Source organism: Microcoleus sp. MON1_C1, from assembly GCF_036701945.1.
In the GTDB taxonomy this organism is placed as follows: Bacteria; Cyanobacteriota; Cyanobacteriia; order Cyanobacteriales; family Microcoleaceae; genus Microcoleus.
Genome location: NZ_JAUBRO010000001.1, coordinates 174,454 through 195,969 on the forward strand (window position 1 = coordinate 174,454; position 21,516 = coordinate 195,969).

At 45.6% G+C, this 21,516-nt stretch carries 24 protein-coding genes; 18 read left to right on the forward strand and 6 right to left on the reverse strand.

Features of this window, described 5'->3' with window-relative positions; translation table 11 throughout:
• Positions 1-45: 45 nt before the first annotated feature.
• The 3 genes from QUA62_RS00650 to QUA62_RS00660 all read left to right on the forward strand — a co-directional run bounded on the left by QUA62_RS00650 (position 46) and on the right by QUA62_RS00660 (position 830).
• Positions 46-351 (forward strand): DUF4365 domain-containing protein, encoded by a 306-nt coding sequence (locus QUA62_RS00650; RefSeq protein ID WP_333401941.1) that lies wholly within the window; start codon positions 46-48, stop codon positions 349-351.
• A 101-nt stretch (positions 352-452) separates the two neighbouring features.
• Entirely contained in the window at positions 453-605 is a 153-nt protein-coding gene (locus QUA62_RS00655; RefSeq protein ID WP_333402033.1) for a Uma2 family endonuclease, read from the forward strand.
• A gap of 18 nt (positions 606-623) precedes the next feature.
• On the forward strand, positions 624-830 hold the full coding sequence (locus QUA62_RS00660) for a hypothetical protein (protein WP_333401942.1): 207 nt from the start codon (positions 624-626) through the stop codon (positions 828-830).
• A 133-nt stretch (positions 831-963) separates the two neighbouring features.
• Here the strand turns inward: QUA62_RS00660 and QUA62_RS00665 are convergent, their stop codons facing one another.
• The gene (locus QUA62_RS00665; protein ID WP_333401943.1) at positions 964-1,542 is read right to left on the reverse strand and encodes a GTPase; all 579 of its coding nucleotides are present in this window, start codon (positions 1,540-1,542) and stop codon (positions 964-966) included.
• Positions 1,543-1,545: 3 nt separating this feature from the next.
• Positions 1,546-2,508: a GTPase gene (locus QUA62_RS00670; protein ID WP_333401944.1), complete on the reverse strand. Its 963-nt coding sequence runs from the start codon at positions 2,506-2,508 to the stop codon at positions 1,546-1,548.
• A 253-nt stretch (positions 2,509-2,761) separates the two neighbouring features.
• Between QUA62_RS00670 and QUA62_RS00675 the strand changes: the two genes are divergently transcribed.
• From QUA62_RS00675 to QUA62_RS00685, 3 genes are all read left to right on the forward strand, one after another.
• The gene (locus QUA62_RS00675; protein WP_333401945.1) at positions 2,762-4,183 is read left to right on the forward strand and encodes an NB-ARC domain-containing protein; all 1,422 of its coding nucleotides are present in this window, start codon (positions 2,762-2,764) and stop codon (positions 4,181-4,183) included.
• A 183-nt stretch (positions 4,184-4,366) separates the two neighbouring features.
• The gene (locus QUA62_RS00680; protein ID WP_333401946.1) at positions 4,367-5,041 is read left to right on the forward strand and encodes a 5-formyltetrahydrofolate cyclo-ligase; all 675 of its coding nucleotides are present in this window, start codon (positions 4,367-4,369) and stop codon (positions 5,039-5,041) included.
• A gap of 102 nt (positions 5,042-5,143) precedes the next feature.
• On the forward strand, positions 5,144-5,923 hold the full coding sequence (locus QUA62_RS00685) for a fumarylacetoacetate hydrolase family protein (RefSeq protein ID WP_333401947.1): 780 nt from the start codon (positions 5,144-5,146) through the stop codon (positions 5,921-5,923).
• A gap of 80 nt (positions 5,924-6,003) precedes the next feature.
• Here the strand turns inward: QUA62_RS00685 and QUA62_RS00690 are convergent, their stop codons facing one another.
• Both QUA62_RS00690 and QUA62_RS00695 read right to left on the reverse strand, forming a co-directional pair.
• Positions 6,004-6,477: a Tic20 family protein gene (locus QUA62_RS00690; protein ID WP_006631917.1), complete on the reverse strand. Its 474-nt coding sequence runs from the start codon at positions 6,475-6,477 to the stop codon at positions 6,004-6,006.
• A gap of 140 nt (positions 6,478-6,617) precedes the next feature.
• Positions 6,618-6,815: a hypothetical protein gene (locus QUA62_RS00695; protein WP_333401948.1), complete on the reverse strand. Its 198-nt coding sequence runs from the start codon at positions 6,813-6,815 to the stop codon at positions 6,618-6,620.
• Between the two features lie 168 nt (positions 6,816-6,983).
• Between QUA62_RS00695 and glyA the strand changes: the two genes are divergently transcribed.
• The 8 genes from glyA to QUA62_RS00735 all read left to right on the forward strand — a co-directional run bounded on the left by glyA (position 6,984) and on the right by QUA62_RS00735 (position 16,449).
• Positions 6,984-8,267 carry a serine hydroxymethyltransferase gene (gene glyA / locus QUA62_RS00700; RefSeq protein WP_333401949.1) on the forward strand — a complete coding sequence of 428 codons (1,284 nt, stop codon included), beginning with the start codon at positions 6,984-6,986 and terminating at the stop codon, positions 8,265-8,267.
• A 454-nt stretch (positions 8,268-8,721) separates the two neighbouring features.
• Complete coding sequence (locus QUA62_RS00705) at positions 8,722-9,777, forward strand: MraY family glycosyltransferase (protein WP_190663118.1); 1,056 nt, start codon at positions 8,722-8,724, stop codon at positions 9,775-9,777.
• The gene (locus QUA62_RS00710; protein WP_333401950.1) at positions 9,743-9,895 is read left to right on the forward strand and encodes a hypothetical protein; all 153 of its coding nucleotides are present in this window, start codon (positions 9,743-9,745) and stop codon (positions 9,893-9,895) included. Before QUA62_RS00705 ends, QUA62_RS00710 begins: the two co-directional genes overlap by 35 nt.
• 27 nt (positions 9,896-9,922) lie before the next feature.
• Entirely contained in the window at positions 9,923-11,179 is a 1,257-nt protein-coding gene (locus QUA62_RS00715; protein WP_333401951.1) for a competence/damage-inducible protein A, read from the forward strand.
• A gap of 299 nt (positions 11,180-11,478) precedes the next feature.
• Entirely contained in the window at positions 11,479-11,616 is a 138-nt protein-coding gene (locus QUA62_RS00720; protein ID WP_190663116.1) for a hypothetical protein, read from the forward strand.
• 105 nt (positions 11,617-11,721) lie between these two features.
• Positions 11,722-12,162: a type II 3-dehydroquinate dehydratase gene (gene aroQ / locus QUA62_RS00725; RefSeq protein ID WP_138920973.1), complete on the forward strand. Its 441-nt coding sequence runs from the start codon at positions 11,722-11,724 to the stop codon at positions 12,160-12,162.
• A 167-nt stretch (positions 12,163-12,329) separates the two neighbouring features.
• Positions 12,330-13,475 (forward strand): ADP-ribosylglycohydrolase family protein, encoded by a 1,146-nt coding sequence (locus QUA62_RS00730; RefSeq protein ID WP_333401952.1) that lies wholly within the window; start codon positions 12,330-12,332, stop codon positions 13,473-13,475.
• 418 nt (positions 13,476-13,893) lie between these two features.
• Complete coding sequence (locus QUA62_RS00735; RefSeq protein WP_333401953.1) at positions 13,894-16,449, forward strand: HDIG domain-containing metalloprotein; 2,556 nt, start codon at positions 13,894-13,896, stop codon at positions 16,447-16,449.
• A gap of 53 nt (positions 16,450-16,502) precedes the next feature.
• On the opposite strand, the gene QUA62_RS00740 is transcribed toward QUA62_RS00735, so the two are convergent.
• The gene (locus tag QUA62_RS00740) at positions 16,503-16,961 is read right to left on the reverse strand and encodes a nuclear transport factor 2 family protein (RefSeq protein ID WP_333402034.1); all 459 of its coding nucleotides are present in this window, start codon (positions 16,959-16,961) and stop codon (positions 16,503-16,505) included.
• A 108-nt stretch (positions 16,962-17,069) separates the two neighbouring features.
• Positions 17,070-17,987 (reverse strand): carbohydrate ABC transporter permease, encoded by a 918-nt coding sequence (locus tag QUA62_RS00745; protein WP_333401954.1) that lies wholly within the window; start codon positions 17,985-17,987, stop codon positions 17,070-17,072.
• Positions 17,988-18,002: 15 nt separating this feature from the next.
• On the opposite strand from QUA62_RS00745, the gene rpsF reads away from it, so the two are divergent.
• The 4 genes from rpsF (at position 18,003) to QUA62_RS00765 (ending at position 21,306) form a co-directional block, all read left to right on the forward strand.
• Entirely contained in the window at positions 18,003-18,338 is a 336-nt protein-coding gene (gene rpsF / locus QUA62_RS00750; RefSeq protein ID WP_015176119.1) for a 30S ribosomal protein S6, read from the forward strand.
• A gap of 435 nt (positions 18,339-18,773) precedes the next feature.
• The gene (locus QUA62_RS00755) at positions 18,774-20,306 is read left to right on the forward strand and encodes a right-handed parallel beta-helix repeat-containing protein (protein WP_333401955.1); all 1,533 of its coding nucleotides are present in this window, start codon (positions 18,774-18,776) and stop codon (positions 20,304-20,306) included.
• Positions 20,307-20,909: 603 nt separating this feature from the next.
• A complete protein-coding gene (locus QUA62_RS00760; RefSeq protein WP_006631905.1) occupies positions 20,910-21,104 on the forward strand; it encodes a hypothetical protein in 195 nt (64 codons plus the stop codon).
• A 61-nt stretch (positions 21,105-21,165) separates the two neighbouring features.
• Positions 21,166-21,306, forward strand: a complete 141-nt coding sequence (locus tag QUA62_RS00765) for a hypothetical protein (protein WP_333402037.1) — start codon at positions 21,166-21,168, stop codon at positions 21,304-21,306.
• Positions 21,307-21,516 lie beyond the last annotated feature (210 nt).

Consider the following 21,516-nt stretch of genomic DNA (forward strand, 5'->3'; position numbering starts at 1 on the left):
GTAAATTAGCAGAAAGAACTTTTCAGTAAAGCTTATGTACCCGCTGTGGCGGCAGTTGCAGGTTTTTCAGTCGATCGGCTAGAGTTAGACTTTGACAGCATGGAACTGCAAATCACTGCTGGCAGCGGTGAAGGAAGCGTTAGTTTTCCCGAGTTGAAGTTACAGTTAAAATGTACTTCCAGGGATGTAATAGATGGCGATCCGATGAGATTTCCGCTCAAAGTCAAGAACTACAACGATCTGAGAAGGAACGCCCTAATACCCCGCATCTTGGTTGTCGTTTTAGTCCCAGACATAGGGATATTCAGGGAGAAACCTATGCAAGGACTGGTGCAAGTGATGCTCACGTGACTGTTGCCGGCAACTTATTGGCACTGTTGAGAAATCATGTTAGGGGTAGTGGCCGTCGTGTCTATATGTCGGACATGAAAGTTAGAATTGAATCTTAGAATATTTACTACTATCCTGACGTGATTGTAACGTGCGATGAACGGGCCAAAGCTTTTCAATATTATAAAAAATTCCCTCGTTTAATTGTTGAGGTTTTGTCAAATGGTGCTGAAGGATTCGATTGGGGCGATAAGTGGGCTGACTATCAAGAATGAGAAACGCTTCAAGAGTAGGTGTTAATTAGCCAAAAACGTGAGCGGGTAGAGTGTTTTCGTCGCAATGCTGAAGGATTGTGGGTTTTGTATTCCTATACTCAAGGAAGCGAAATTCACTTGTCTAGCGTAAATTTTTGCACAGGTATTGATGCTATCTATGAGGATGTAATCTTTACTAAGGAAGATTCAGAAGCAGAATTTGATGAACTGCGATCTAGGGTATAAAGGGAAAGTGCGATCGCACCTCAGTTAAGGAAGGGCGATCGCTTTTGATATAAGGCTAGGGTAAACTAAATTGCTGGTTTCTTGTCTAATTAGTTAATGAGTAGAATTAACCGCGAAAGGAACCGATTAGAGATCAATCTGTTAATAATGAGAGAATAGGTAATCCATCAGATGTCCAATTTTCTACAATATTATCAACTAACCATGTTTGCTCAAATCCTTGAAATATTTTGTCAATATCTTGTTCTTTTGTGAGATTTTGGAGAAACTCAAAAATTTGTTGACTCCTTTTTTCTGCAACTATCTCTAGTTGATGGTTAGGTACAGATGCAGCAAACGTTAAAACCAGGATAGAGCGATTCCAAATAGATGCACCAAGTCGATCAGTCAAAAGGCGTAGTGTTCGCTTTTCGTCTGGCCGAAAACGAGTTTCGTTAAGCCTACTCACATAGATGGTTGCATAAATCTGAGCTAAATTAACTTTAGCCCGTACTAAAGATAGGTAGGCTTCATCACAGGCTTCGTCATCCTCAGCTAATCCAGGTGTATCGATAAGAGACACATCGCCTAGATGAGTTTTGTAAGCATAATGCTCAACAAGTTTTGTACAAGCTTCATACTCTGAAGTCTCAGCAATATAACTACCAAACGTGGCATTGATAAAACTTGATTTGCCAACACCTGTCCGTCCTACCAGTAGAAATTTACGCATACCTTACCAACGGAACAACCCACCAAAAAATCCTATTGCTGCACCAATTGCACCCCCGACAGCAGAACCGACTGGCCCTGCTAGAGAGCCAATTACAGCCCCAACACTTGCTCCCGCACTTGCAAGCCCTAACACTTCAGCAGTCTTATTTGTGACTACTGCTGTCTGCCTCTCGTTAAGCTCAATAGGTGTATATGTTGGGGCTGGCTCATAGATTTTTTCTATTATAACTTCTCTTTCTTTTTCAGGTCGTTTGACTCGCTCTACAGTTGCCATTAAAAATGGTGCTGCACCTTTAGCAGAAATCCTTGCATATATCTGGGTATAAAGTTCACCTAACCATTTTTCTCCATCTGGAGTTCTCTCATTTTTATTATCAACTGCAACTGACGGAACGTTATTTGCTATTCCAATGCCCGTGTATTTAGCGATCTCTTTCCGAATAAGTTCCGTCCTTTTGTCCAATGCAATCGGATAGTCTGAGGCATTCTTTGCACCTGCAAAAGTAAAGATAATGACAGCTTGTTCCCAAATTTTTGAATTGAAAGCCTCAGAAATCAGTTTGATTCCTCGTTTTTCGTCATTAGTAACTCTTGTTTCATCTAAACGGCTGACAAACCACATAGAGTCAACCTGGCTGACATCGGAACGCATACGTTCTAAATATTTATAATCATTTCCAACTTCCTCAAGATCATCGCACAAGCCAGGAGTATCAATTATAGTAAAATTAATCCCATTGAGTTCATTCTCATACTTTTTAATATCCATTGTACAAGGTTCATAGTCACCGACTACAGCAATTGTTTTACCCATCAAACTATTTACAGTGCTTGACTTTCCCACTCCTGTACGACCAACCAATAGAAAAGTGAATTTTTTACCCTGCGCTACTTGCAGTTTTTCCTTCAGAGTTTCTAACCAGTTTATTGCTTGCTCTTCATCATTGCTATTGAATACAGACATAGCTTGATTCTCCTACTTGCCTAACGACGAAATAAACAACATGGTATTCAATTTTAGCCATTAAATTACATCCTTTAATTCCGTAATTATATCATATACATAACTTTTCCTTTTAGTCTCCTATCGACTGTAATTAAATGTAATTAATGTTACACAATATCTCTCTCCAAGAAAGTCACATTTTGTAAGAGATATCAGAAAATGTCAGAAAAAGTCTGATAAAATAAGCAAAACCACTACACCTATCCCACCAATGGACGTTAAAGAAGTCTTGAGATTTGCCGATGACCTGGTTTTCGCTAAGACGGGAGAACATTTGGAGGATCTGCAAGAAGCTATCCTGGGGGGTGTATGGGAAGGTCAAAAATACTCTCAAATCGCAGAAGCATCGCATTGTAGCGAAGGTCACGTCAGGAATGTAGCTTCAAAATTATGGAAGCGTTTATCAAATGTATTAGATGAAGAAGTCACTCCATCCAATTTACGATCGACACTTGAGAGGCGACAAGTATTCATCGTATCATCAAATTTTGGAAATGATTTTGTAATTGGTAATGTCAATGTCTGTGCAGATAGTCAATCTTCCGAATTTCCCCAAGATCGATCGCCCTCAACCTCCACCTCAAACACCTCCCCACCCCAAACCAGACTCGACTTAGCAGACGCACCTCATATTTCATCTTTGTCCGATTCGCCTGATGGCGATAGCTTCGCTTCACGCACATCCGAACTCGCCACCCTCGAAAAATCCATCGTCCAAGAAAATTGCAACATCGCAGCAATATTAGGAATAAGCGGCATTGGTAAAACCGCACTTTCCCTCCACCTCATCAGACAAATTCAGCATAACTTTGAATGCGTCATCTGGCGAAGTCTCCGCCACTCCCCACCCTTAGAAACTACCCTAAAAACTCTCCTAGAATTTCTCTTAAATAACCCAGCAATCGAACTCCCTACCAGCATCCCCGATCGCCTTTCCCTGTTAATGGAATATTTGCGAAAAAACCGCTGTCTCATTATCCTCGACGACGTGCAAGCCCTTCTCAGCAGCGGACAGCTAGCAGGAAATTACCGCCCCGAATGCGAAAATTACAGCATCCTCTTCACACAAATCGGAGAAACAACCCACAACAGTTGTTTAATCCTCAACAGTTGGGAACCACCCAGAGAAATTACCGCCTTAAAAGGTGAAAATTCACCAGTGCGCGCCTTGCAACTCAAAGGCATAGGTATAGCCGCTACCGAAATTTTCCGACATAAAAGGTTACTCAATCCCGAAAAATGGGAAAACCTAATTAACGCCTACCGAGGCAATCCATTGTGGTTAAAAATAGTCGCCACCACCATTCAGGAAATATTCCGAGGTAGGGTTGCAGAATTTTTAAAATATGATAGGCTATTCTTAGGGGAAGAATTGGCATTAAACTTGCATCGGCAGATAAATCGCTTGTCAGAATTAGAGAAAAAGCTAATCTCCCGACTCAGCCGCGAAGTAAATCCAGTTTCAATAGAGCAATTGCTACAAGATGCCGATTTATCGCCCTCCGAGTTATTCAACGGGCTGCAATCTTTGGGAAGGCGATCGTTTGTTGAAATAGAAGAACAGGAGAATGAAACGCTATTCTGCGTTTGTCCTGTGGTGAGACAATATGTAATATCAAATCCACTTTGTTGATACTTTCCGACAGTCCGGCAGGGGTTTAAACCCCTGCCTCAAAGCTAAACTCGGTTAAAACCGACTACAGAATGTGATGAAAATGCAATTAATTGTACTCCTCTTTTAGAGGACTTTCGCTGTGAGACAGGGGTTTTCAACCCCTGTCGGACTGGAAGTCAAACGAGAGATTCGATCGAAAATATGAATACTGCTGAACCTTCATTAACTAAAACAGAATTAAGAAAATCCCTCCTCCACACCCGCAAATCCCTATCAGCACAAGAATGGAGACAAAAGAGCGATCGCCTCTGCAACCGCCTTCAAAACTCGCCCCTATTCACCCAAGCAAAAACAATCCTCGCCTACTTCAGTTGTCGCCAAGAACCAGATTTAAGTCCCCTATTTACATCTTCTGTGGAGGAGGCATCTTGCCTGCTCAATTTGGGAGACAGGCAAGATGCCTGTCCCACAAATGCCATTCCCACCCCTAAAAAATGGGGATTTCCCCGCTGTGTCGGTAAAGAGCTATCATGGCACATCTGGCAGCCCGGAGATGCTTTACATACTGGAGCTTATGGCATCCTCGAACCCCTGCCGGATGCTCCTAAAATAGACCACTCAGAAGTAGATTTAATGCTCGTACCCGCAGTAGGCTGCGATGTTCGCGGCTATCGGTTGGGCTACGGCGGCGGCTATTACGACAGAATGCTCAGTTTAGCTGAGTGGGAATCAAAAATTACGATCGGCACAATCTTTGAATTTGCCTTGCTCCCCCAACTACCAGTTGACTCCTGGGATAAACCGCTGCACGGAATTTGCACGGAAAGCGATTGGACAATCGTACAGCAAAAATCAAGAAGGTCGAGCGAGCAATAAATTTTCAGAAATTATCCCTAGATCCATGTTTATATATATTCTATTTAGGACTTGCACAAGTCTTTTTCAATCTAGAATCTAAAACCTAAAATCTAAAATACTATGGCCCAGCGCTACGTTCGAGTAAAAACAACACAAGGACACATCCATTACGGTTTACTGCAACTCAGCCACAGCGTTCAAGTATTTGATGCACCGCCCTGGTTAAAAGGACAACCAACCGATTTGGAACTTTCACCAGATACTTACCAAATTCTCGCCCCGTGCTCTCCCTCAAAAATTGTAGCCGTAGGCAAAAATTATGTCGATCACGCCGCCGAGATGGGAACCCCAGTACCTGCTGAGCCCCTGCTGTTTTTCAAGCCTCCGAGTGCTGTCATCCCTGCAGGTGCAGCGATTAGCTATCCGCAGCAGTCGGAAAGGGTAGACTACGAGGGAGAATTGGCCCTGGTAATTGGCGAATATTGTACCAACTGCACTCCCGAACAAGCACACAGCAAAATTTGGGGATATACTATCGCCAACGACGTAACAGCCAGAGATTTGCAAAAGCGGGACAACCAGTGGGCGAGGGCCAAAGGGTTCGATACTTTTTGTCCCTTGGGGCCTTGGATTGTCCGCGAACTGAGTCCTGCTGCACAATTGCAGACTTTTGTCAATGAGAGCGAGCGACCGGTACAGTCATCCCAGATCGATCGCATGGTATTTTCCCCAGACTTTCTCGTCTCCTACATCAGTCAAGTAATGACCCTAATTCCAGGCGATGTGATACTGACTGGAACTCCGCAAGGAGTAGGGCCGCTACAAATAGGCGATCGAGTCCGCATCGAAATTGAAGGCATCGGCAGTCTTGAAAATACAGTAGTTATTAGTAATGGGTAATTGGTAATTAGTAATTATCACCAACAACTAACAACTGCAAACTGTCAACGGTCAACGGTCAACGGTCAACAGCCAATTGACTAACGTACCTGCATATAAACAGCATCCGAAAGCGGAGGAATCTCTGCATAGCGTCCCAAGAGCGACTGCACGACTGCATAGACAAATGCAGCAAAAGCGCCCAAAAACACCATGTTATAAAGAGTCTCCGCAATAAATGCGACTTGGACGCCGTTAGAAAAAATCGGCAAAACCAGACCGCACAGCATCAAAACAATGTCTAAAAGAATCGCCTGCATCGCATTAAAACGAATGAAGTGACTGATGTTTTCGTTTCTAACTACTCCTAAATACAGAGCAAAGAAGATAATCAAGCTAGCAAAGGGCAAACTATAAATTTGCATCAATGGAGCTAGCGGTATCAACAACAGTTGCAGGACAGGAAACTGTTGAAACAGAAACCTGCCAAAGGCAAGCCCGTCAATCAGCGGGAGCAAATAAGGCAAAGAAGCAAAAATCCGGTCTCGAACAGTTGTAGACCCGCGCCAAGTCATAATGAACTCTCCTGAGTCGATCGATTAACTATTAATTCCATTAAACTCAGGATAACGCAGCAGCAGGGTTTGTGTTTCGACTCTGCCGGAACTTGCTTTTCACTCAGCGGGGAGCAGCCTCAACTACCATGCAGGCTTTCTTATTTAATATTGGCAATGACGAAGCCCATTTGACACTCGTACCGATCGGGCATATTTTCCGTAGGTTTAGCAACTGGATGGCCACAGCGAAGCTCTCCACCGCTCCAGCGCGGTTGGCCAGTGCGATCGGCCAGCAAACAACTTTGGCAAACACACTGAGGGGCAAGCATCTGATTTTCCATTAAAATGACTAACATTTGATACCTCCGGCAGGCTTCACACCAGTAATTTCATTGTATGTCAGGAGTTGGGGACAAACCGCTTAACCTGAACACAACGTAATATTTATGTCAATGGTGCGAAATCCGTAGTACGGTATAAGATCCCCAATTCCCAATCCCAAAATTGTCAAGAGGTTGATTATTGTGACGGACACTAACTTAGAATTCCTTTCCAAAACCGATCCGCTGATTGCCGATTTAATCGGGCAAGAGCTCCAGCGGCAGCGAGACCACCTAGAACTCATCGCCAGCGAAAACTTTACCTCCGCAGCGGTAATGGCAGCTCAAGGCTCAGTGCTGACCAATAAATACGCCGAAGGACTGCCAGCGAAACGGTACTACGGCGGCTGCGAATTTATCGACGGCATCGAGCAAATCGCGATCGATCGCGCCAAACAGCTCTTTGGAGCCGCTCACGCCAACGTCCAGCCCCACTCCGGCGCTCAAGCCAACTTTGCAGTATTTTTGAGCTTGCTGGAACCCGGAGACGGAATTATGGGCATGGATTTGTCCCACGGCGGACACTTGACCCACGGTTCGCCGGTCAACGTATCCGGCAAATGGTTCAAAGCTTTTCACTACGGCGTCAGCCAAGAAACAGAACAGCTCGACTATGACGAAATTTTGGCACTTGCCAAAGAAAACCGACCGAAATTGCTAATTTGTGGCTATTCAGCATATTCGCGAATTATCGACTTTGAGAAGTTTAGAGCGATCGCCGACGAAATCGGAGCCTACCTGCTCGCCGACATCGCCCACATCGCCGGGTTAGTCGCCACAGGGCATCACCCCAACCCCCTCCCCCACTGTCACGCAGTCACCACCACCACTCACAAAACCCTGCGCGGCCCCCGTGGTGGCTTGATTATGACTAATGACCCGGAATTAGGTAAAAAGTTTGACAAAGCTGTGTTCCCCGGCACTCAAGGTGGCCCCTTAGAACACGTCATTGCGGGCAAAGCAGTAGCTTTCGGCGAAGCCTTAAAGCCTGAATTTAAAACTTATTCCGGTCAAGTAATTGAAAATGCGCGCGCTTTAGCGGAACAGTTGCACCAGCGGGGTTTAAAACTCGTTTCCGGCGGCACGGACAATCACTTAATGCTAGTTGATTTGCGATCGGTAAACATGACAGGCAAGCGAGCGGACCAATTAGTCAGCGGTGTGAATATTACTGCTAATAAAAATACCGTGCCTTTCGATCCGGCATCGCCCTTTGTCACCAGCGGTTTGAGACTCGGTTCGCCGGCGATGACCACCAGGGGAATGGGAACAGCAGAATTTACCGAGATTGGCAATATTATTGCCGATCGCCTGCTAAATCCAGATGATGAAAGCGTCGCCGCCGACTGCCTGCGTCGAGTAGCAGCACTGTGCGATCGCTTCCCCTTATATCCCCACTTGTACTTGAAAGTGCCGGCATTAGCTTAATTTTCCTGATCGGCAATGGGGAATTGGTAGTTGGAAGTGTACGGGTAAAAGGGTAAAAGAGCAGGAAAAGATTGAGAGTTGTCGGTAGCGATATTGACAAGCGGTTTTCACCAAAAATATCGATCGCCAATACGGTTTTTAGTAAAGATATTTGTCGGGCGGGGCTGGTTTGACTAACGGTATTTGTCGGTTGTGAAAGATACCGCTCAACTGAGCCCGCTCGCCAAATATCGACTTTTTTGCTCGCGAAAGACTCGATATTTCAAATCGTTAATTCGAGAGTTATGAATGAAAAACCTGACAATTCGCCCCAGGGCAACTGCCCTTGCGGCAAATCTCCGACTCCCAAACCCCCAGTCGCTCTTCAAGATGTTTCCTTGTTACAAGCCATCTGAAATGTAGTAGACTCTGCCTGACAGACTAATTGCCCCGCACTATTTAAAATTGATTTCAGATGCCGTACCAGTATCTGTACCACATACTCGCTTTTTTGGTTTCTGCGATCATCGTCCTCTGGAGTACGCCAATAGTCAAAAAAATTGGTCTCAAAAGCGGGCGAGTCGATCGGCCAGGCGAGCGAAAAGTCCACAAGCGCCCTATGGTGCGCTTGGGAGGAGTGTCCATCTTTCTCGGCACTATCACTGCCCTCTTATTTGTCTGGCTCTCAGGAGGCTTCATCGATGCTAACGGACAAGTTCTCAATCCCAAAGACGAATACGAAATTTGGGGAGTCACCCTCGGCGGCATAGGATTCTTCCTCATCGGTTTAGCAGACGACCTATTTTCGCTCTCAGCCTTAAAACGCTTGCTCATGCAAATTGGCGTATCCAGCATCGTTTGGATGGCAGGCGTACAAATTGAGTTTCTCACAGTTCCCTCCCTGGGATTGACTAATATTGGCTGGCTGAGCTTGCCAATTACCGTGATTTGGCTTGTAGGCATGGCGAATGCCATCAACTGGATTGACGGTTTGGACGGTTTAGCTGCCGGAGTTTCAGGGATTGCAGCAGTTGTAATGCTGATTGTCAGTCTGGCGATGCACCAACCGGCGGCGGCCCTGATTGCAGCGGCTTTAGCTGGCGGGGCCTTGGGATTTCTGCGCTACAACTTCAATCCGGCTCAAATCTTTATGGGAGATGGCGGGGCTTATTTTATCGGGTTTACTCTCGCTGGAGTGGGAGTAATTGGGTTAGTTAAAACTACGGCTGTTACTTCTGTGTTGCTGCCATATTTAATTTTAGCTGTACCGATTTTAGATATGTCGGCGGTGATTCTCGATCGACTTCGCAACGGCAAGTCACCGTTTATTGCTGACAAGCGCCACCTCCACCACCGACTTCTAGAAGCCGGACTATCCCATCGATTTGCGGTTTTATTTATTTACTCGCTGACACTGTGGGTAGGAAGTTTAGCCCTAGCTTTTTCGCTTCCCAGCGGCGTAATTTACGCTATGGGTGCAACAAGTTTGCTGGGATATGCTAGCTGGAAAGTTTGGAGACACGCTAGGTGAAGGAAGAAGGAAGAAGGAAGAAGGAAGAAGGAAGAAGGAAGAAGGAATAAAAATAATTCCCAATGCCCAATGCCCAATTCCCAATGCCCAATTACCAATGCCCAATTCCCCAATCTAAAATCCAAAATCTAAAATCTAAAATTGAATGGTTGCTGAAATTATTTGTGTTGGCACTGAATTGCTGTTAGGCGATATTCTTAATAGCAATGCCCAGTTTTTAGCCAAAGAATTAGCGAGTCTGGGAATCCCTCACTACTATCAAACAGTGGTGGGGGACAATCCAGAACGTATCAAACAAGTGTTAGAAATCGCCGTCAGCCGATCGCAGCTTTTGCTCTTCACCGGAGGCCTGGGCCCCACACCCGACGATCTGACAGTCGAAACAATCGCCGATTTTTTTGGAGTTCCTCTCATCGAAAAGCCGGAAATTATCGCCGATATCGAATACAAATTTGCCCAGCGGGGACGCACCATGAGTCCCAGCAATCGCAAACAAGCTTTAATTCCAGAAAGTGCGGACATTCTGCCGAACCGGTGCGGTTCGGCACCGGGGATTATTTGGCAGCCGGTTTCTAACGTGACAGTAATGACATTTCCCGGCGTACCGGCGGAAATGCACTTGATGTGGCAAGAAACCGCCGTTCCTTACCTGAAAAATGGCGGCTGGTGCAGCGCCACTATTTACAGCCGCACATTGAAATTTTGGGGGATTGCTGAGTCGGCATTGGCGGAAAAAGTAGAGAGTTTTCTGAATTTAACTAATCCTACTGTGGCTCCCTACGCCAATCACGGCGAAGTCAAACTGCGGATTTCGGCCCGCGCGGAGTCCTCCGTGGCTGCGAAAAACTTGATTGAGCCGATCAAACAACAATTGCGACAAATTGCTGGCTTAGACTGTTACGGTGCTGATAGCGATACCCTGGCTTCGACTGTCGGCCAATTGTTGCTCGATGCGGGACAAACTCTTAGCGTGGCTGAATCCTGCACCGGAGGTGGATTGGGGGCGATGCTGACTGGTGTTCCCGGCAGTTCGAGCTACTTTTTCGGGGGGATTATTTCTTACGACAATCGGGTAAAGGAAGGATTATTAGGTGTTAATCCGCAAGATTTAGCCGAATTTGGGGCAGTCAGCCACCAAGTGGCAAAACAAATGGCTGCAGGAGTGCGATCTCGCCTCAACACCAGTTGGGGATTGAGCATTACAGGCATCGCCGGGCCCGGAGGCGGCACAGACGCTAAACCTGTCGGACTGGTTTATGTCGGTTTAGCGGGCCCCCAGGGCGACGCAGAAAGTTTTGAATACCGCTTTGGCGATGCCAGAGGCCGCGATTGGATTCGGAATCTGAGTAGCTGTACGGCGCTCGATCGGCTCCGCCGTAAATTATTGTTGGCAAAAGCGTAGAAAAAATCCTACGGTTGGTCAATTGTCAACAGTCAACCGTAAGCTTAAGCTTTATTTAACACTCTCTACTCCGAGATAGTTCGGCAATATTCCGCTGGCCTATTGATTATCTGTAAAGATTCGTTATGATAATAAGATAGGACTGATTGGCCAATATACTGACTCTCTCCATTGCTCAAAATAACCAGCAAGTGAGAAAGCAAGTTTGACCTTTGGTTTCAAAGTCGTGCTTGCTTATTTTCAGATATTTAGCCGTCGGTTTAGCAATCTAGACTATAAAAAAAGGAGCTATCCGTTCAATGGAAGACATTGAAAAGGTGCTGGAAGAAATTAAAGAATGGGTTCGCAAGCTGATAGAAGGACTGCTGAGTCCCGAACCGGAACCGGAACTCGAGCCGATTCGTATTCCTGTCAACCAACCGAGAAATCGCAGGTAGTCGGGACTGAATTAGAAGTTTGAGGTTTGAGGTTTGAGGTGGCAGACTGGTTCTAAATCCCATGTCAAAACTCTCATAGTTTTTGTTGCGCTGGAAATTTTAAAATTGTTAAATATCCTGGTACTTCACGGCCCTAATCTGAATCTATTGGGTCAGCGAGAACCTGGAGTTTATGGTTCTGCGACTTTAAATGATATCAACAAGTTGTTAGAACGAGAAGCGCAAGCCCTCCAGGTGCAAGTCTCAATTCAGCAGTCGAATCATGAAGGGGTCTTGGTGGATGCAATTCACTCGATGTTAGGGCAGCACCAAGGCTTATTGATTAATGCTGGAGCTTATACTCATACGAGTGTGGCAATTAGAGACGCGATCGCCGCGGTGAATATCCCTGCGGTAGAAGTTCATCTGAGCAATATTTACCGGCGGGAAGCTTTTCGCCACCACTCGTTTATCGCAGCAGTGGCGATCGGGCAAATCAGCGGTTTTGGCTCAGAAAGTTATCGGCTGGGGTTGCAAGCTCTAGTTAGTTACTTGATTAAAAATTAAAAATTTACCGATTGTAGCGATCGGATGAGGGCAGGTTTTAGATAGAAAACCAGCCCTTATATGTTTGGGTTGAATTCAAATTAATAACAATAGTTAGGCAAAGAAGCAAACCAGGAAGAATTCTAAATTACCGATTACCAATTACTAACAACTTGAGTTAAATTCAAATGCGGCATTCCCTGTTGAGCAAGTTTCAAGGAACCATCCTAGGGGCAGTTTTAGGAGACTCTATAGGCCTGCAATACCAGAGGCAACTCGTGGGTATTCCCCCACAAACAGAAGACTTGCAGCCAATTTTACAACTGACTAAACACCAACAATTGACCTTAAGTGGGGCAACATTGGCGTTGAATTCTCTCAACAGCAAAATCCTCAGTGCCAAAGACTCATCCGAATCCGGGAGACTTGCGGTAGCTTGCGCTCAAAGTTTCATTCGGTGTAGAAGTTTAGATTTAAAAGATTGGCGCGATACTTGGGAAGCATTTGCCAAGTCGGAAATTTACCATCCCCGCAACAGTGAGTTTCAAACCCTGCTTAACCCTGGTGAAGCTGCCGTTGCTGCGCTGCCATCCGCGATGTTTTTTCACGAAAATAAAGCCAAGCTGCGAGAAAAAATCATGCTGGCGATAGAGGTTTGGCATCATGAAAACCAGCCAGAATGGGAAACAGCAATTTTAGCAGTAGCATATACGATCGCCCGAGCTCTCAAAGAAAGACTTGACCCGGCGACAGCGATCGAGCAAACACTTGCTTACCTGAAAACAGATAATGCCTTAACAGAGCTGCTGCTGCAAGTGCAAATACTACTAGAAAAGGGAGCCGATTTAGAAACAGCCACCACTCACCTGTGCAAAAGCGCCACAGCTTTGCGAGAAAGACAGGACGAAGGCGAGAAAAAATTACAAACCGAGTCAATTAACCCAGGAAATTTCATTCCCATTACCTTAGCTTTCTACTGCTTCTTAAACACCCCAGAAGACTTGCGCTTGTCAGTGGTGCGGGCGGCCCGCTGTGGCATAGCTGGACAACTCACCTGCGCTTTGACAGGAGCTTTGTCGGGAGCCTATAACGGCGTTGCTGCGATTCCTGTAGAATGGCGACAGGTATCTTCGCCTGACGTTAAATCCCAGCAGCTAGCCGACGGCCGAGAAACTTCGCTATGGGGAACTGGCAGCGATGCAAAAATTGTAGAGTTAGCAAATAACCTGTTTGCTGTTTGGGCGGGAGTTTACAGGCCCGATGCCGGAGTGGATTCCGCCGCGCTAGCCCGAGCGGTGGCTGCACCTTATGTCATTAGACCTCGTAAAATATAAAGTTTGGAGCTTTTAACGGTAAGGGGAAACCAGAAATTAGCAATTAGCCATTAACAAGTCAAAAGCGAAAGTGGAAGGAGACCGACAATTAAAGATTAAAAAGTGAAAAATTAAATCGGACGCGCCTGCCCCAACAAGCCAGGTTTAAACGAGAATATGGGGTTGGGAAACGAAGAATCTACGGAGAAACGGGGTTTTTAGCCATCGCGCGCAAGTTCTGTTCAAGATGGACAAGGGAAGCAAAGAAGCTGCTTGGGTTGTTGGCCACCTTTAGGAAAGCCAACTGCTGGCGAGAGTCAGGCAAAGTAGCCTGGAGGGTTGAATATTCAGCCAGGGTAGTTCGGATAAAATCAATCAAGATGCATAGTCAGAAATTCTGACAAAGCTGCTGGATAACAGTGATATATCTTCGACACAAATGAATACGCTCTCCTCATTGATGCGACAGATTGAGCAGCTAGGGGCTGCGCGCTCACTACGCCAACACATTGCTAAAGTGCAAAATGGCTGCAGCAAAGCAGATACCTCACGCGCTGGCGGGCCTCTCCTGAGCCGTTTGTCGCACCAGAAATGGCTTCTTCCCGAGACTTTTACTACTAGATTTACAAGTAAAACCTCCAAATCAAGCCTCAAAAATCAAGCTCGTTCCCCTATGTTGGCGCTCGTAGCGGTAGTGTCCCTAAGCAGCACTCTGGGCCACCGCTTCTACAACCAGCCAAAACTGGATGTGGGGACGAAAGCTCCTCAGACGATTAAGGCTCCTGCTAGTGCTAGCATCCCCGATTACAAAACTACTGAAGAACAGCGGAAAGCAGCGCGGATCGGAGCTGTAGCGATATTAATGCTCGATCCAGCAGTTGACGGACAAATTTATCGAGAATTACAACAATTTTTGCAGCAGGGAAGCGAGCTGCGGGAAGCGGTAGGCCCGTTTCCGTTTGCGAGTCCCTCGGTGCTCTCAAATACGGCTCAGGTTTACTTGCGGGGCTGTCCAGAGTGGGAGTGGCGATCTATTGTGGCGCAAGCGGGTGACAAAAGTGCAACTTCCGAGCGATTGAGTTTGGATTCCCCCGCAATTGCTGCGGCAACAGATAACAAGTCTCAGCAAGATGCTATCGCTCAACTGCAAGCTTACAGCCGATCGGTCCGGGCAGCAGAGTTTCAAAGCCTGACAGACAGTATTTCCTCTGCTCGCCGCCGCTATCTCAATGCTGTGGAGGCGCTGGGAGAACCATCGGTTTTGGGGCTCCCACAGATTTACGATACTTCGCTGTTTGATTTGTCGGATGCAGCTTGGCAGAAAACCCAAACCGGTATGAGTCGGGCGGCAAAAAGGATGGTGGCTCAAGGTATCCCGCAGGGGTTGCCAAAGGAGATTTTGAAAGAAGCTGTGAAGTTGCAAGTGGCTGAGGAAGTGCCGTTAGAGTCCCAAGCTTTGGCGGTTGAGGGTTTAACAGCCATTTTGCAGCCAAATCTGGTGAGAGATCCGGAGGAAACCAAAGAGTTAGCTGAATTAGCGGCGCAAAAGGTGAAACCGGTGATGATCGCAGTCGATCGGGGCGAGATAATTGTTGCACAAGGACAAGAGATCTCGCAGCAGGATTTCGTGTTGCTGGACTATTTTGGTTTAAGCCGGCGGGGGGTGAATTGGCTGGGGCTGACGGGTTTTGTTTGTTTAGTCGCGGGGGCAATTGCGATCGTACTGCTGGTGGAAAGGCACTACCGCTTGCGCCGCAGAGATCATTTGCTATTGCTGCTGCTGACTTTGAGCGCGCCGGTGCTGGTGAGTTTGGGGCTGCCTTGGACGAGTTTGCCCGCGATCGGGATTTTAGCGGGCGGCTTCTACGGTTCCGCGGTAGGAGTGACTGTGGTGGGGCTGCTGTCGGTGCTGCTGCCCGTTGGCTTAAATGTGGAGTTGATTCATTTAGTCGCTAGCGGGGCGGGGGGATTGCTGGGCGCTTTTATGGCCGGGCGGCTGCGATCGCGCGAGGAATTGGCTCTTTTGGGCTTGGCTCTTGGGTTGACTCAGGGCACGGTTTATCTGGTGGGGACTTTGATTGCCAGCGCCGCTGTCGGTGCGATTTGGTACGTCGTGCTCGGTACTGTGGGCGCCCAAAGTTTGGCCGGTTTGGCTTGGAGCGTTGTGGCGATCGGCATCAGCCCTTATTTGGAACACGTTTTTGACTTGATTACGCCGACTCGGCTGGCGGAACTTGCCAATCCCAACCGCCCGCTGTTGAAGAAATTGGCTGCCGAGGCTCCGGGGACTTTTCAGCACACGCTGTTTGTGGCGAGTTTGGCGGAGGCTGCGGCCCGGGAACTCGGCTGCAATGTTGAGCTGGTCAGAGCTGGGACATTATACCACGATATTGGAAAAATGCACGACCCCCTCGGATTTTGTGAAAATCAAATGGGCGGGGGTAACAAACACGATGAAATTAATGACCCTTGGGCGAGCGCGGAGATTATTAAAAAACACGTTAGCGAGGGCTTGGTGATGGCGCGGAAGCATCGATTGCCGAAGGCAATTCAGGCGTTTATTCCCGAGCACCAAGGTACAATGTTAATTGCTTATTTCTACCACCAAGCGCAGCAAATTGCTGCAAAAGAAATAGAAGATTTAAAGATTGCTTTGCCAGATGCGAATAATTCAAAGTTAGCAATCGCAAGTCGCCAAGTGAGGGAGGAGGATTTTCGCTACGATGGGCCGATTCCGCAGTCGCGGGAAACGGGGATTCTGATGCTGGCGGATTCTTGCGAGGCTGCTTTGCGATCGCTCAAGGATGCTACTCATGAAGAGGCTTTGAATATGGTTAATCGGATTTTGAGGGCTCGCTGGCAGGATAATCAGTTGATGGATTCGGGTTTAACGCGGGAGGATATGTCTCTAATTGCGGAGATTTTTGTGCGGGTTTGGGAACAGTTCAATCACAAGCGGATTGCTTACCCTAGTGCAGTTTTTACTCCTAGGTAGGAGGAAATTTTTAGTTAGGGAAATAGGAGGGCATTTCAGTTGTGGATTAGATTTTATCGCGATGTGTCCCGCAAAGCGCCATGCACTTGAGTGTTGCCGCTGACAATTACCACAGTTTGCTTGATTCCTGTGATTAGCCAATGTCTGTCTGTTTGAATCAAGGAGTGAAAATAGTTACCTCCTGTATCCAGCCGATTCTGTCCCGCTTCGCGATCGGGGTCAAGTCGATAAATGCGGTACACAGACTTACATTTGGCAGCATCCCTTTTAATAGTTACCTCGTGATTTGTGCTGACGTGCAGCGTTCGCAAACCGGCAAGACCTTCTACCCGCTGTTTTATGTATTCTTCTGCGGTTACTCGTCGGGGAGTTTCACCTCGAAATTCTGAGTAGTCGATATCTATTTCGTCTGCTAGATGCGATCGCAATTTTTGCCAGTCTTCGGCATCGATCGCATTTGCAAAAGCGATGATAGTATCTACAACCGCAGCGCCGTCAACAATCCAGCGGATTTGGGACCGTTCCTACATCACAAATAAATTTTGTGAGTTGTGAGTTCAAAAGATTTTAATTTTTAACCGCCGATGAACGCGGATAAATGCCGATTGTTTATCTTAATTCTATCCTTTGACTCCCGCAGCAGTTTCTGTTGGCACAATGTATTTTTGCAAGAGCAAAAATAGCCCTAAAACTGGAACAATAGAAATAATAGAACCCGCCGCAACTAAACGCCAATCTAAAGAAAAGGTCCCGGCTAAATTGGCTACCCCTAAAGGTAAAGTGTAATATTCCGGTCTGTCTAAAACTAGCAGCGGCCACAGAAAGTCGCTCCAAGAACCGATAAATACGAAAATTCCTAGAGTGACTAAAGCTGGCTTAATTGCCGGAATCATGACGTGCCACCAAATGCCTAATTCACTGCAGCCGTCGATGCGGGCGGCTTCTTCTAGTTCTTTGGGAACTGCTAGGAATGCTTGTCGCAATAAAAATATGCCGAAGGCTGAGGCTAGTCCGGGAAAGATTACCCCTAAATAACTATTTTTTAGTCCGAGTTGTACAGTCAATATGTATAGGGGAATCATGACTATTTGGAAGGGAATCATGATTGTGGAAATGATTGTGATTAAGATGGCTTCGCGGCCGCGAAATTTGAGTCTGGCTAAGGGGTAAGCGGCGAGGGCGCAAAAGAGGACGTTGATGCTAACTGTGAGGCCGGCAATTAGGGTGCTGTTGAACAGGTAACTGCCGAAGGGGTTGGTTTGCCAAACTTTGATGAAGTTTTCGAGGGTTGGCTGTTGTGGCCACAGTTGCGGGGGAAATTGAAAGATGTTTTCGTTGGGGGATTTGAGGGAGGTACTGAGCAGCCACAGCAAGGGAAACAGCATTAAAAGTGCGATCGCGCTCATGATGCTGTACGTCCACAGGGTGCTCCACGGCGAGGGAGTGTTGTTTGGGGAATTTGGTTTTTTAGTTTTGAGATTGTTCATTGTTGGGATATGATAATAAGTCCTTGCTTCGTGAGAAGCCTTGTTGTCCATAAGGGGATTATTGCCATGAAACCGTTTATTTACGAAACTATGTACATTCTGCGCCCTGATTTGGGTGAGGAAATGACAGACCAGGCGATCGCTAAATATCAAACTATTTTGCGCGATCAAGGTGCTGAAAACATCGAAACTCAGCACCGTGGCAAGCGCCGTTTGGCTTACGAAATCGGCAAGCACCGGGACGGAGTATACGTTCAAATGAACTATACAGCTCCGGGCGCTGCAATTTTCACCCTGGAGCGCGCGATGCGTCTGAGCGAAGAAGTGATTCGCTATTTGACAATCAAGCAAGATGTGCCAGATGCACCTGAAGCGGAAGCTGAAGCTGAAGTCGCCGAATAGCATTTGTGTCAACTTAACGTCTTATGTAGTTCCAGTCTGCTGTTTGACGATTAGGGCCGCTTATTCCCCGGCACGCCTTTCTTAAGGGCTACCCTGTACACACAACTTGAAAAACTAACGTCAGAGCCTTTCGCTCCCCCTGGCATCCTCCTGAAAAAGAGGCTAGGGGGATTTCTGGAATTGTGGGTACAGCATAGTTTCTTAAGGGCGGGACTTGAGGTTAATTGAAATTATAAGTAGGTAAGCGGGATTAAACCGAGCTATGTAACAATATGTCAACAGGGCTAACTTAGCCACGCTTAGGTCATTTGGATACTTTACAATCCTTAATATAATTGTGTTTGACAGCGCCTACCTACTTACTAGATTTACAAAATTACGAAAGTGCTTTAATGTTTAAACAGTGAGGATTAAATCCTATCTAAAAAAAACTTCATGATTAGAAAAACCGTTCATAGGTTCATCACGTTAGTATTAGCAGGATTGCTATTGGCGATTAGTGGCGGCTGCTGGACATCGCGAAGTTTATCACAAATCCATCCTCATGTTTTTTATGTTGCACCAAATGGCAGTGATGCAAATAACGGTTCACTTGAGTATCCTTGGTCAACAATTAATCACGCAGCGTCGGTATTAAAAGCGGGTGAAGCAGTTTATATTCGGGCTGGAACTTATCGCCTCACTGAACAAATTCAAGCTAAAAATTCAGGGACAGAAAAGGCTTGGATTACTTATCGAGCCTATCCTGAAGAACGAGTTATTATTGATGCGGATGCAGTTAAAGTAGAGCCTCCCTCTGGTAAGAAATCCCATTATCCTCACGATCAAGGTGCATTTATATTACAAAATGTTAGTTATATTCAAGTCAAAAATTTAGAAGTTATTAATTCTCATAATTCTGGGATTACAGTTAGAAATAGCCATTTTATTAACCTTTATAATAATAAAACAGAAAATACGTTTTCCCCAGGTATTGGTGTTTGGTGGGGCGATCACTATAAAGTAATGGGAAATACGGTTATTAATGCAAACGACCTGAAGATGGCTGACTTTTTAAATGATTTCCCAGAAGCTCCCCATGAAGCAATTTCAATCGGTGGGGTTGAAAATTTTGAAGTTGCTTATAACTTAGTTAAGGATGGGAAAAAAGAAGGGATTGATGTTAAAGAAAAGAGTAAATATGGAACCGTCCATCATAACTATATTCACCACATGGCACGACAAGGATTATATGTTGATAGTTGGTTTGGAGTCTTAGAAGATGTTGAGGTCTTTAATAATGTTGTTCATGATTGTAATGGAGCAGGATTGGCTTTAGCAGTAGAAGGAGGAGCAGAAGCAAAAAATATTCGATTTCACCATAACTTAATTTATAATAACTGGGGAACCGGAATTCTCTTTGCCCGATGGGGAAATGATGGGTTACGGCATAATATTAAAATTTATAATAATACGGTTCATCATAATGGTTATGGTAAACCGAACCCAGGAGAAAGCTTTTTTTGGATTACTGGAGGGTTATATTTATTTTCTGATAATCTTCAAAATGTTGAAATCAAGAATAATATTTTTAGCAAGAATAGGGGATTTCAAATCGGTTATAGCGATCGCTATTTGGCGGCTAATTCTGACATCGAAAATATTTTTCGTCAAAAATATCTTGAGATTAGCCAGAACTTAATCTTTGGAGAAAATAACACCACCCGTCCGATTTATGCTGGATGGCTTCCTGATAACTATGCTAATATCTATGGAACGAATGGAACGGCGGCAGTCAGAGAAGAACCTCAATTTGTTAATCCTGAAGAAGGGAATTTTTACTTAAAATCTCCGGTCAGTAACCCAACCCCATTAACTGCTAATTCTAAAACATCTCAGATGAGAGTTGGAGCTTTTCCCAATGGAGAAAAACCCCATTTTTGGTGGCAGGGTAAGTTCCCACCTCAATTTCCTGATTTACCCCAATAAACCCTTCATTAAAATAAGTTGTGTCTGTAATAATTAATTGTTAATAGTTGTATTAAGTACCTAAACAAAATTAATTACACAAAACTCAATAATAATGATTTAAGTAGGTAAGCGGGATTAAACCGAGCTATGTAACAATATGTAAATAGGGCTACCTTAGCCACGCTTAGGGCTAAGGATAATTTACAATCCTTAACATAATTGTGTTTTACAGCGCCTACCTACTTAGCTACTTATTAAATTTACTGTTAACTAAGGCAAATTCGACTTTCTTGAGAGGCAAAATTCTGCATCTATAACTCTGAACCAAACTATAAAGTTATTTTTGCCCTTGGCAATTAGGTAGCCGCTAAAATGTGGCTCTTAGAAGTGGAATATTGTCAAATTTTGCCAACTGCTGCTTGAGGTTGGGTCTGAATCAACTAGCCCAAGCTCGATCGCACTCCCTGCAACCTCGATCGAGATTCTCGCCCCATAGCCGCATTGTAAAGTTTTGTTAAAATTTGGATTTGGTAGCTTTAGATACAGAATTGTCTGTTATAGTGATAGAAGAGAAGAAAAAACCAGCCCAACATTAATCTAAAGAATACCGAGGAACTCCCTATGTCTACCGAAAATCAAGCTCGCTCTCTGATGATGCGCCACCACCAACTGGTGAAGAACCGCCAGCAATCCATGCTCAACCGCACCGCCACCGAAGTCGGGATGGAAGATACGCACTACTGGGGTCACATTCAAGGCAAACCGCAGCCCAGCTTTCAAGCCAGTTACGATCGCAGCAACGCCACTATGAGCTAGGGCAAGCTCAATTTCCACAATTGTCTACGAAGTTATTACCTATAATTTGGAGAAATCAGTTATGTCAACTCAAGAACAAGCCCGCACCCTGATGATGCGCCATCAACACCTCGTCAAAAACCGTCAGGAATCCATGCTGAGCCGTGTGGCTGCTGAAGTTGGTTTAGATGCTGGTTCTCAAGCGAGTATCAATCGCAAATAACTCCTTTTTTCAACGGCGAGATAGTTGAATCGAGTTTGTTGTTTGCCAGCTAAAAATTAATAATGTCAATTATAAAACCGTCGCGACTTCTTCTTGAGTTATAACTCTAGATTGGAAGCCGCGATTAGTTTTATGGGAATTGGGAATTAGGAATGTGGAATGGGAAATTGGGCTCAAAATAATGGGGAATCTAAAATCTAAAATCTAAAA

Bases quoted from the DNA above. Each gene is read 5' to 3' on its own strand.
- QUA62_RS00665 (WP_333401943.1), bottom strand. From the start codon at position 1,542: ATGCGTAAATTTCTACTGGTAGGACGGACAGGTGTTGGCAAATCAAGT.
- QUA62_RS00670 (WP_333401944.1), bottom strand. From the start codon at position 2,508: ATGTCTGTATTCAATAGCAATGATGAAGAGCAAGCAATAAACTGGTTA.
- QUA62_RS00675 (WP_333401945.1), top strand. From the start codon at position 2,762: ATGGACGTTAAAGAAGTCTTGAGATTTGCCGATGACCTGGTTTTCGCT.
- QUA62_RS00680 (WP_333401946.1), top strand. From the start codon at position 4,367: ATGAATACTGCTGAACCTTCATTAACTAAAACAGAATTAAGAAAATCC.
- QUA62_RS00685 (WP_333401947.1), top strand. From the start codon at position 5,144: ATGGCCCAGCGCTACGTTCGAGTAAAAACAACACAAGGACACATCCAT.
- QUA62_RS00690 (WP_006631917.1), bottom strand. From the start codon at position 6,477: ATGACTTGGCGCGGGTCTACAACTGTTCGAGACCGGATTTTTGCTTCT.
- QUA62_RS00695 (WP_333401948.1), bottom strand. From the start codon at position 6,815: ATGTTAGTCATTTTAATGGAAAATCAGATGCTTGCCCCTCAGTGTGTT.
- QUA62_RS00705 (WP_190663118.1), top strand. From the start codon at position 8,722: ATGCCGTACCAGTATCTGTACCACATACTCGCTTTTTTGGTTTCTGCG.
- QUA62_RS00710 (WP_333401950.1), top strand. From the start codon at position 9,743: ATGCTAGCTGGAAAGTTTGGAGACACGCTAGGTGAAGGAAGAAGGAAG.
- QUA62_RS00715 (WP_333401951.1), top strand. From the start codon at position 9,923: ATGGTTGCTGAAATTATTTGTGTTGGCACTGAATTGCTGTTAGGCGAT.
- QUA62_RS00720 (WP_190663116.1), top strand. From the start codon at position 11,479: ATGGAAGACATTGAAAAGGTGCTGGAAGAAATTAAAGAATGGGTTCGC.
- QUA62_RS00730 (WP_333401952.1), top strand. From the start codon at position 12,330: ATGCGGCATTCCCTGTTGAGCAAGTTTCAAGGAACCATCCTAGGGGCA.
- QUA62_RS00735 (WP_333401953.1), top strand. From the start codon at position 13,894: ATGAATACGCTCTCCTCATTGATGCGACAGATTGAGCAGCTAGGGGCT.
- QUA62_RS00745 (WP_333401954.1), bottom strand. From the start codon at position 17,987: ATGGACAACAAGGCTTCTCACGAAGCAAGGACTTATTATCATATCCCA.
- rpsF (WP_015176119.1), top strand. From the start codon at position 18,003: ATGAAACCGTTTATTTACGAAACTATGTACATTCTGCGCCCTGATTTG.
- QUA62_RS00755 (WP_333401955.1), top strand. From the start codon at position 18,774: ATGATTAGAAAAACCGTTCATAGGTTCATCACGTTAGTATTAGCAGGA.
- QUA62_RS00760 (WP_006631905.1), top strand. From the start codon at position 20,910: ATGTCTACCGAAAATCAAGCTCGCTCTCTGATGATGCGCCACCACCAA.
- QUA62_RS00765 (WP_333402037.1), top strand. From the start codon at position 21,166: ATGTCAACTCAAGAACAAGCCCGCACCCTGATGATGCGCCATCAACAC.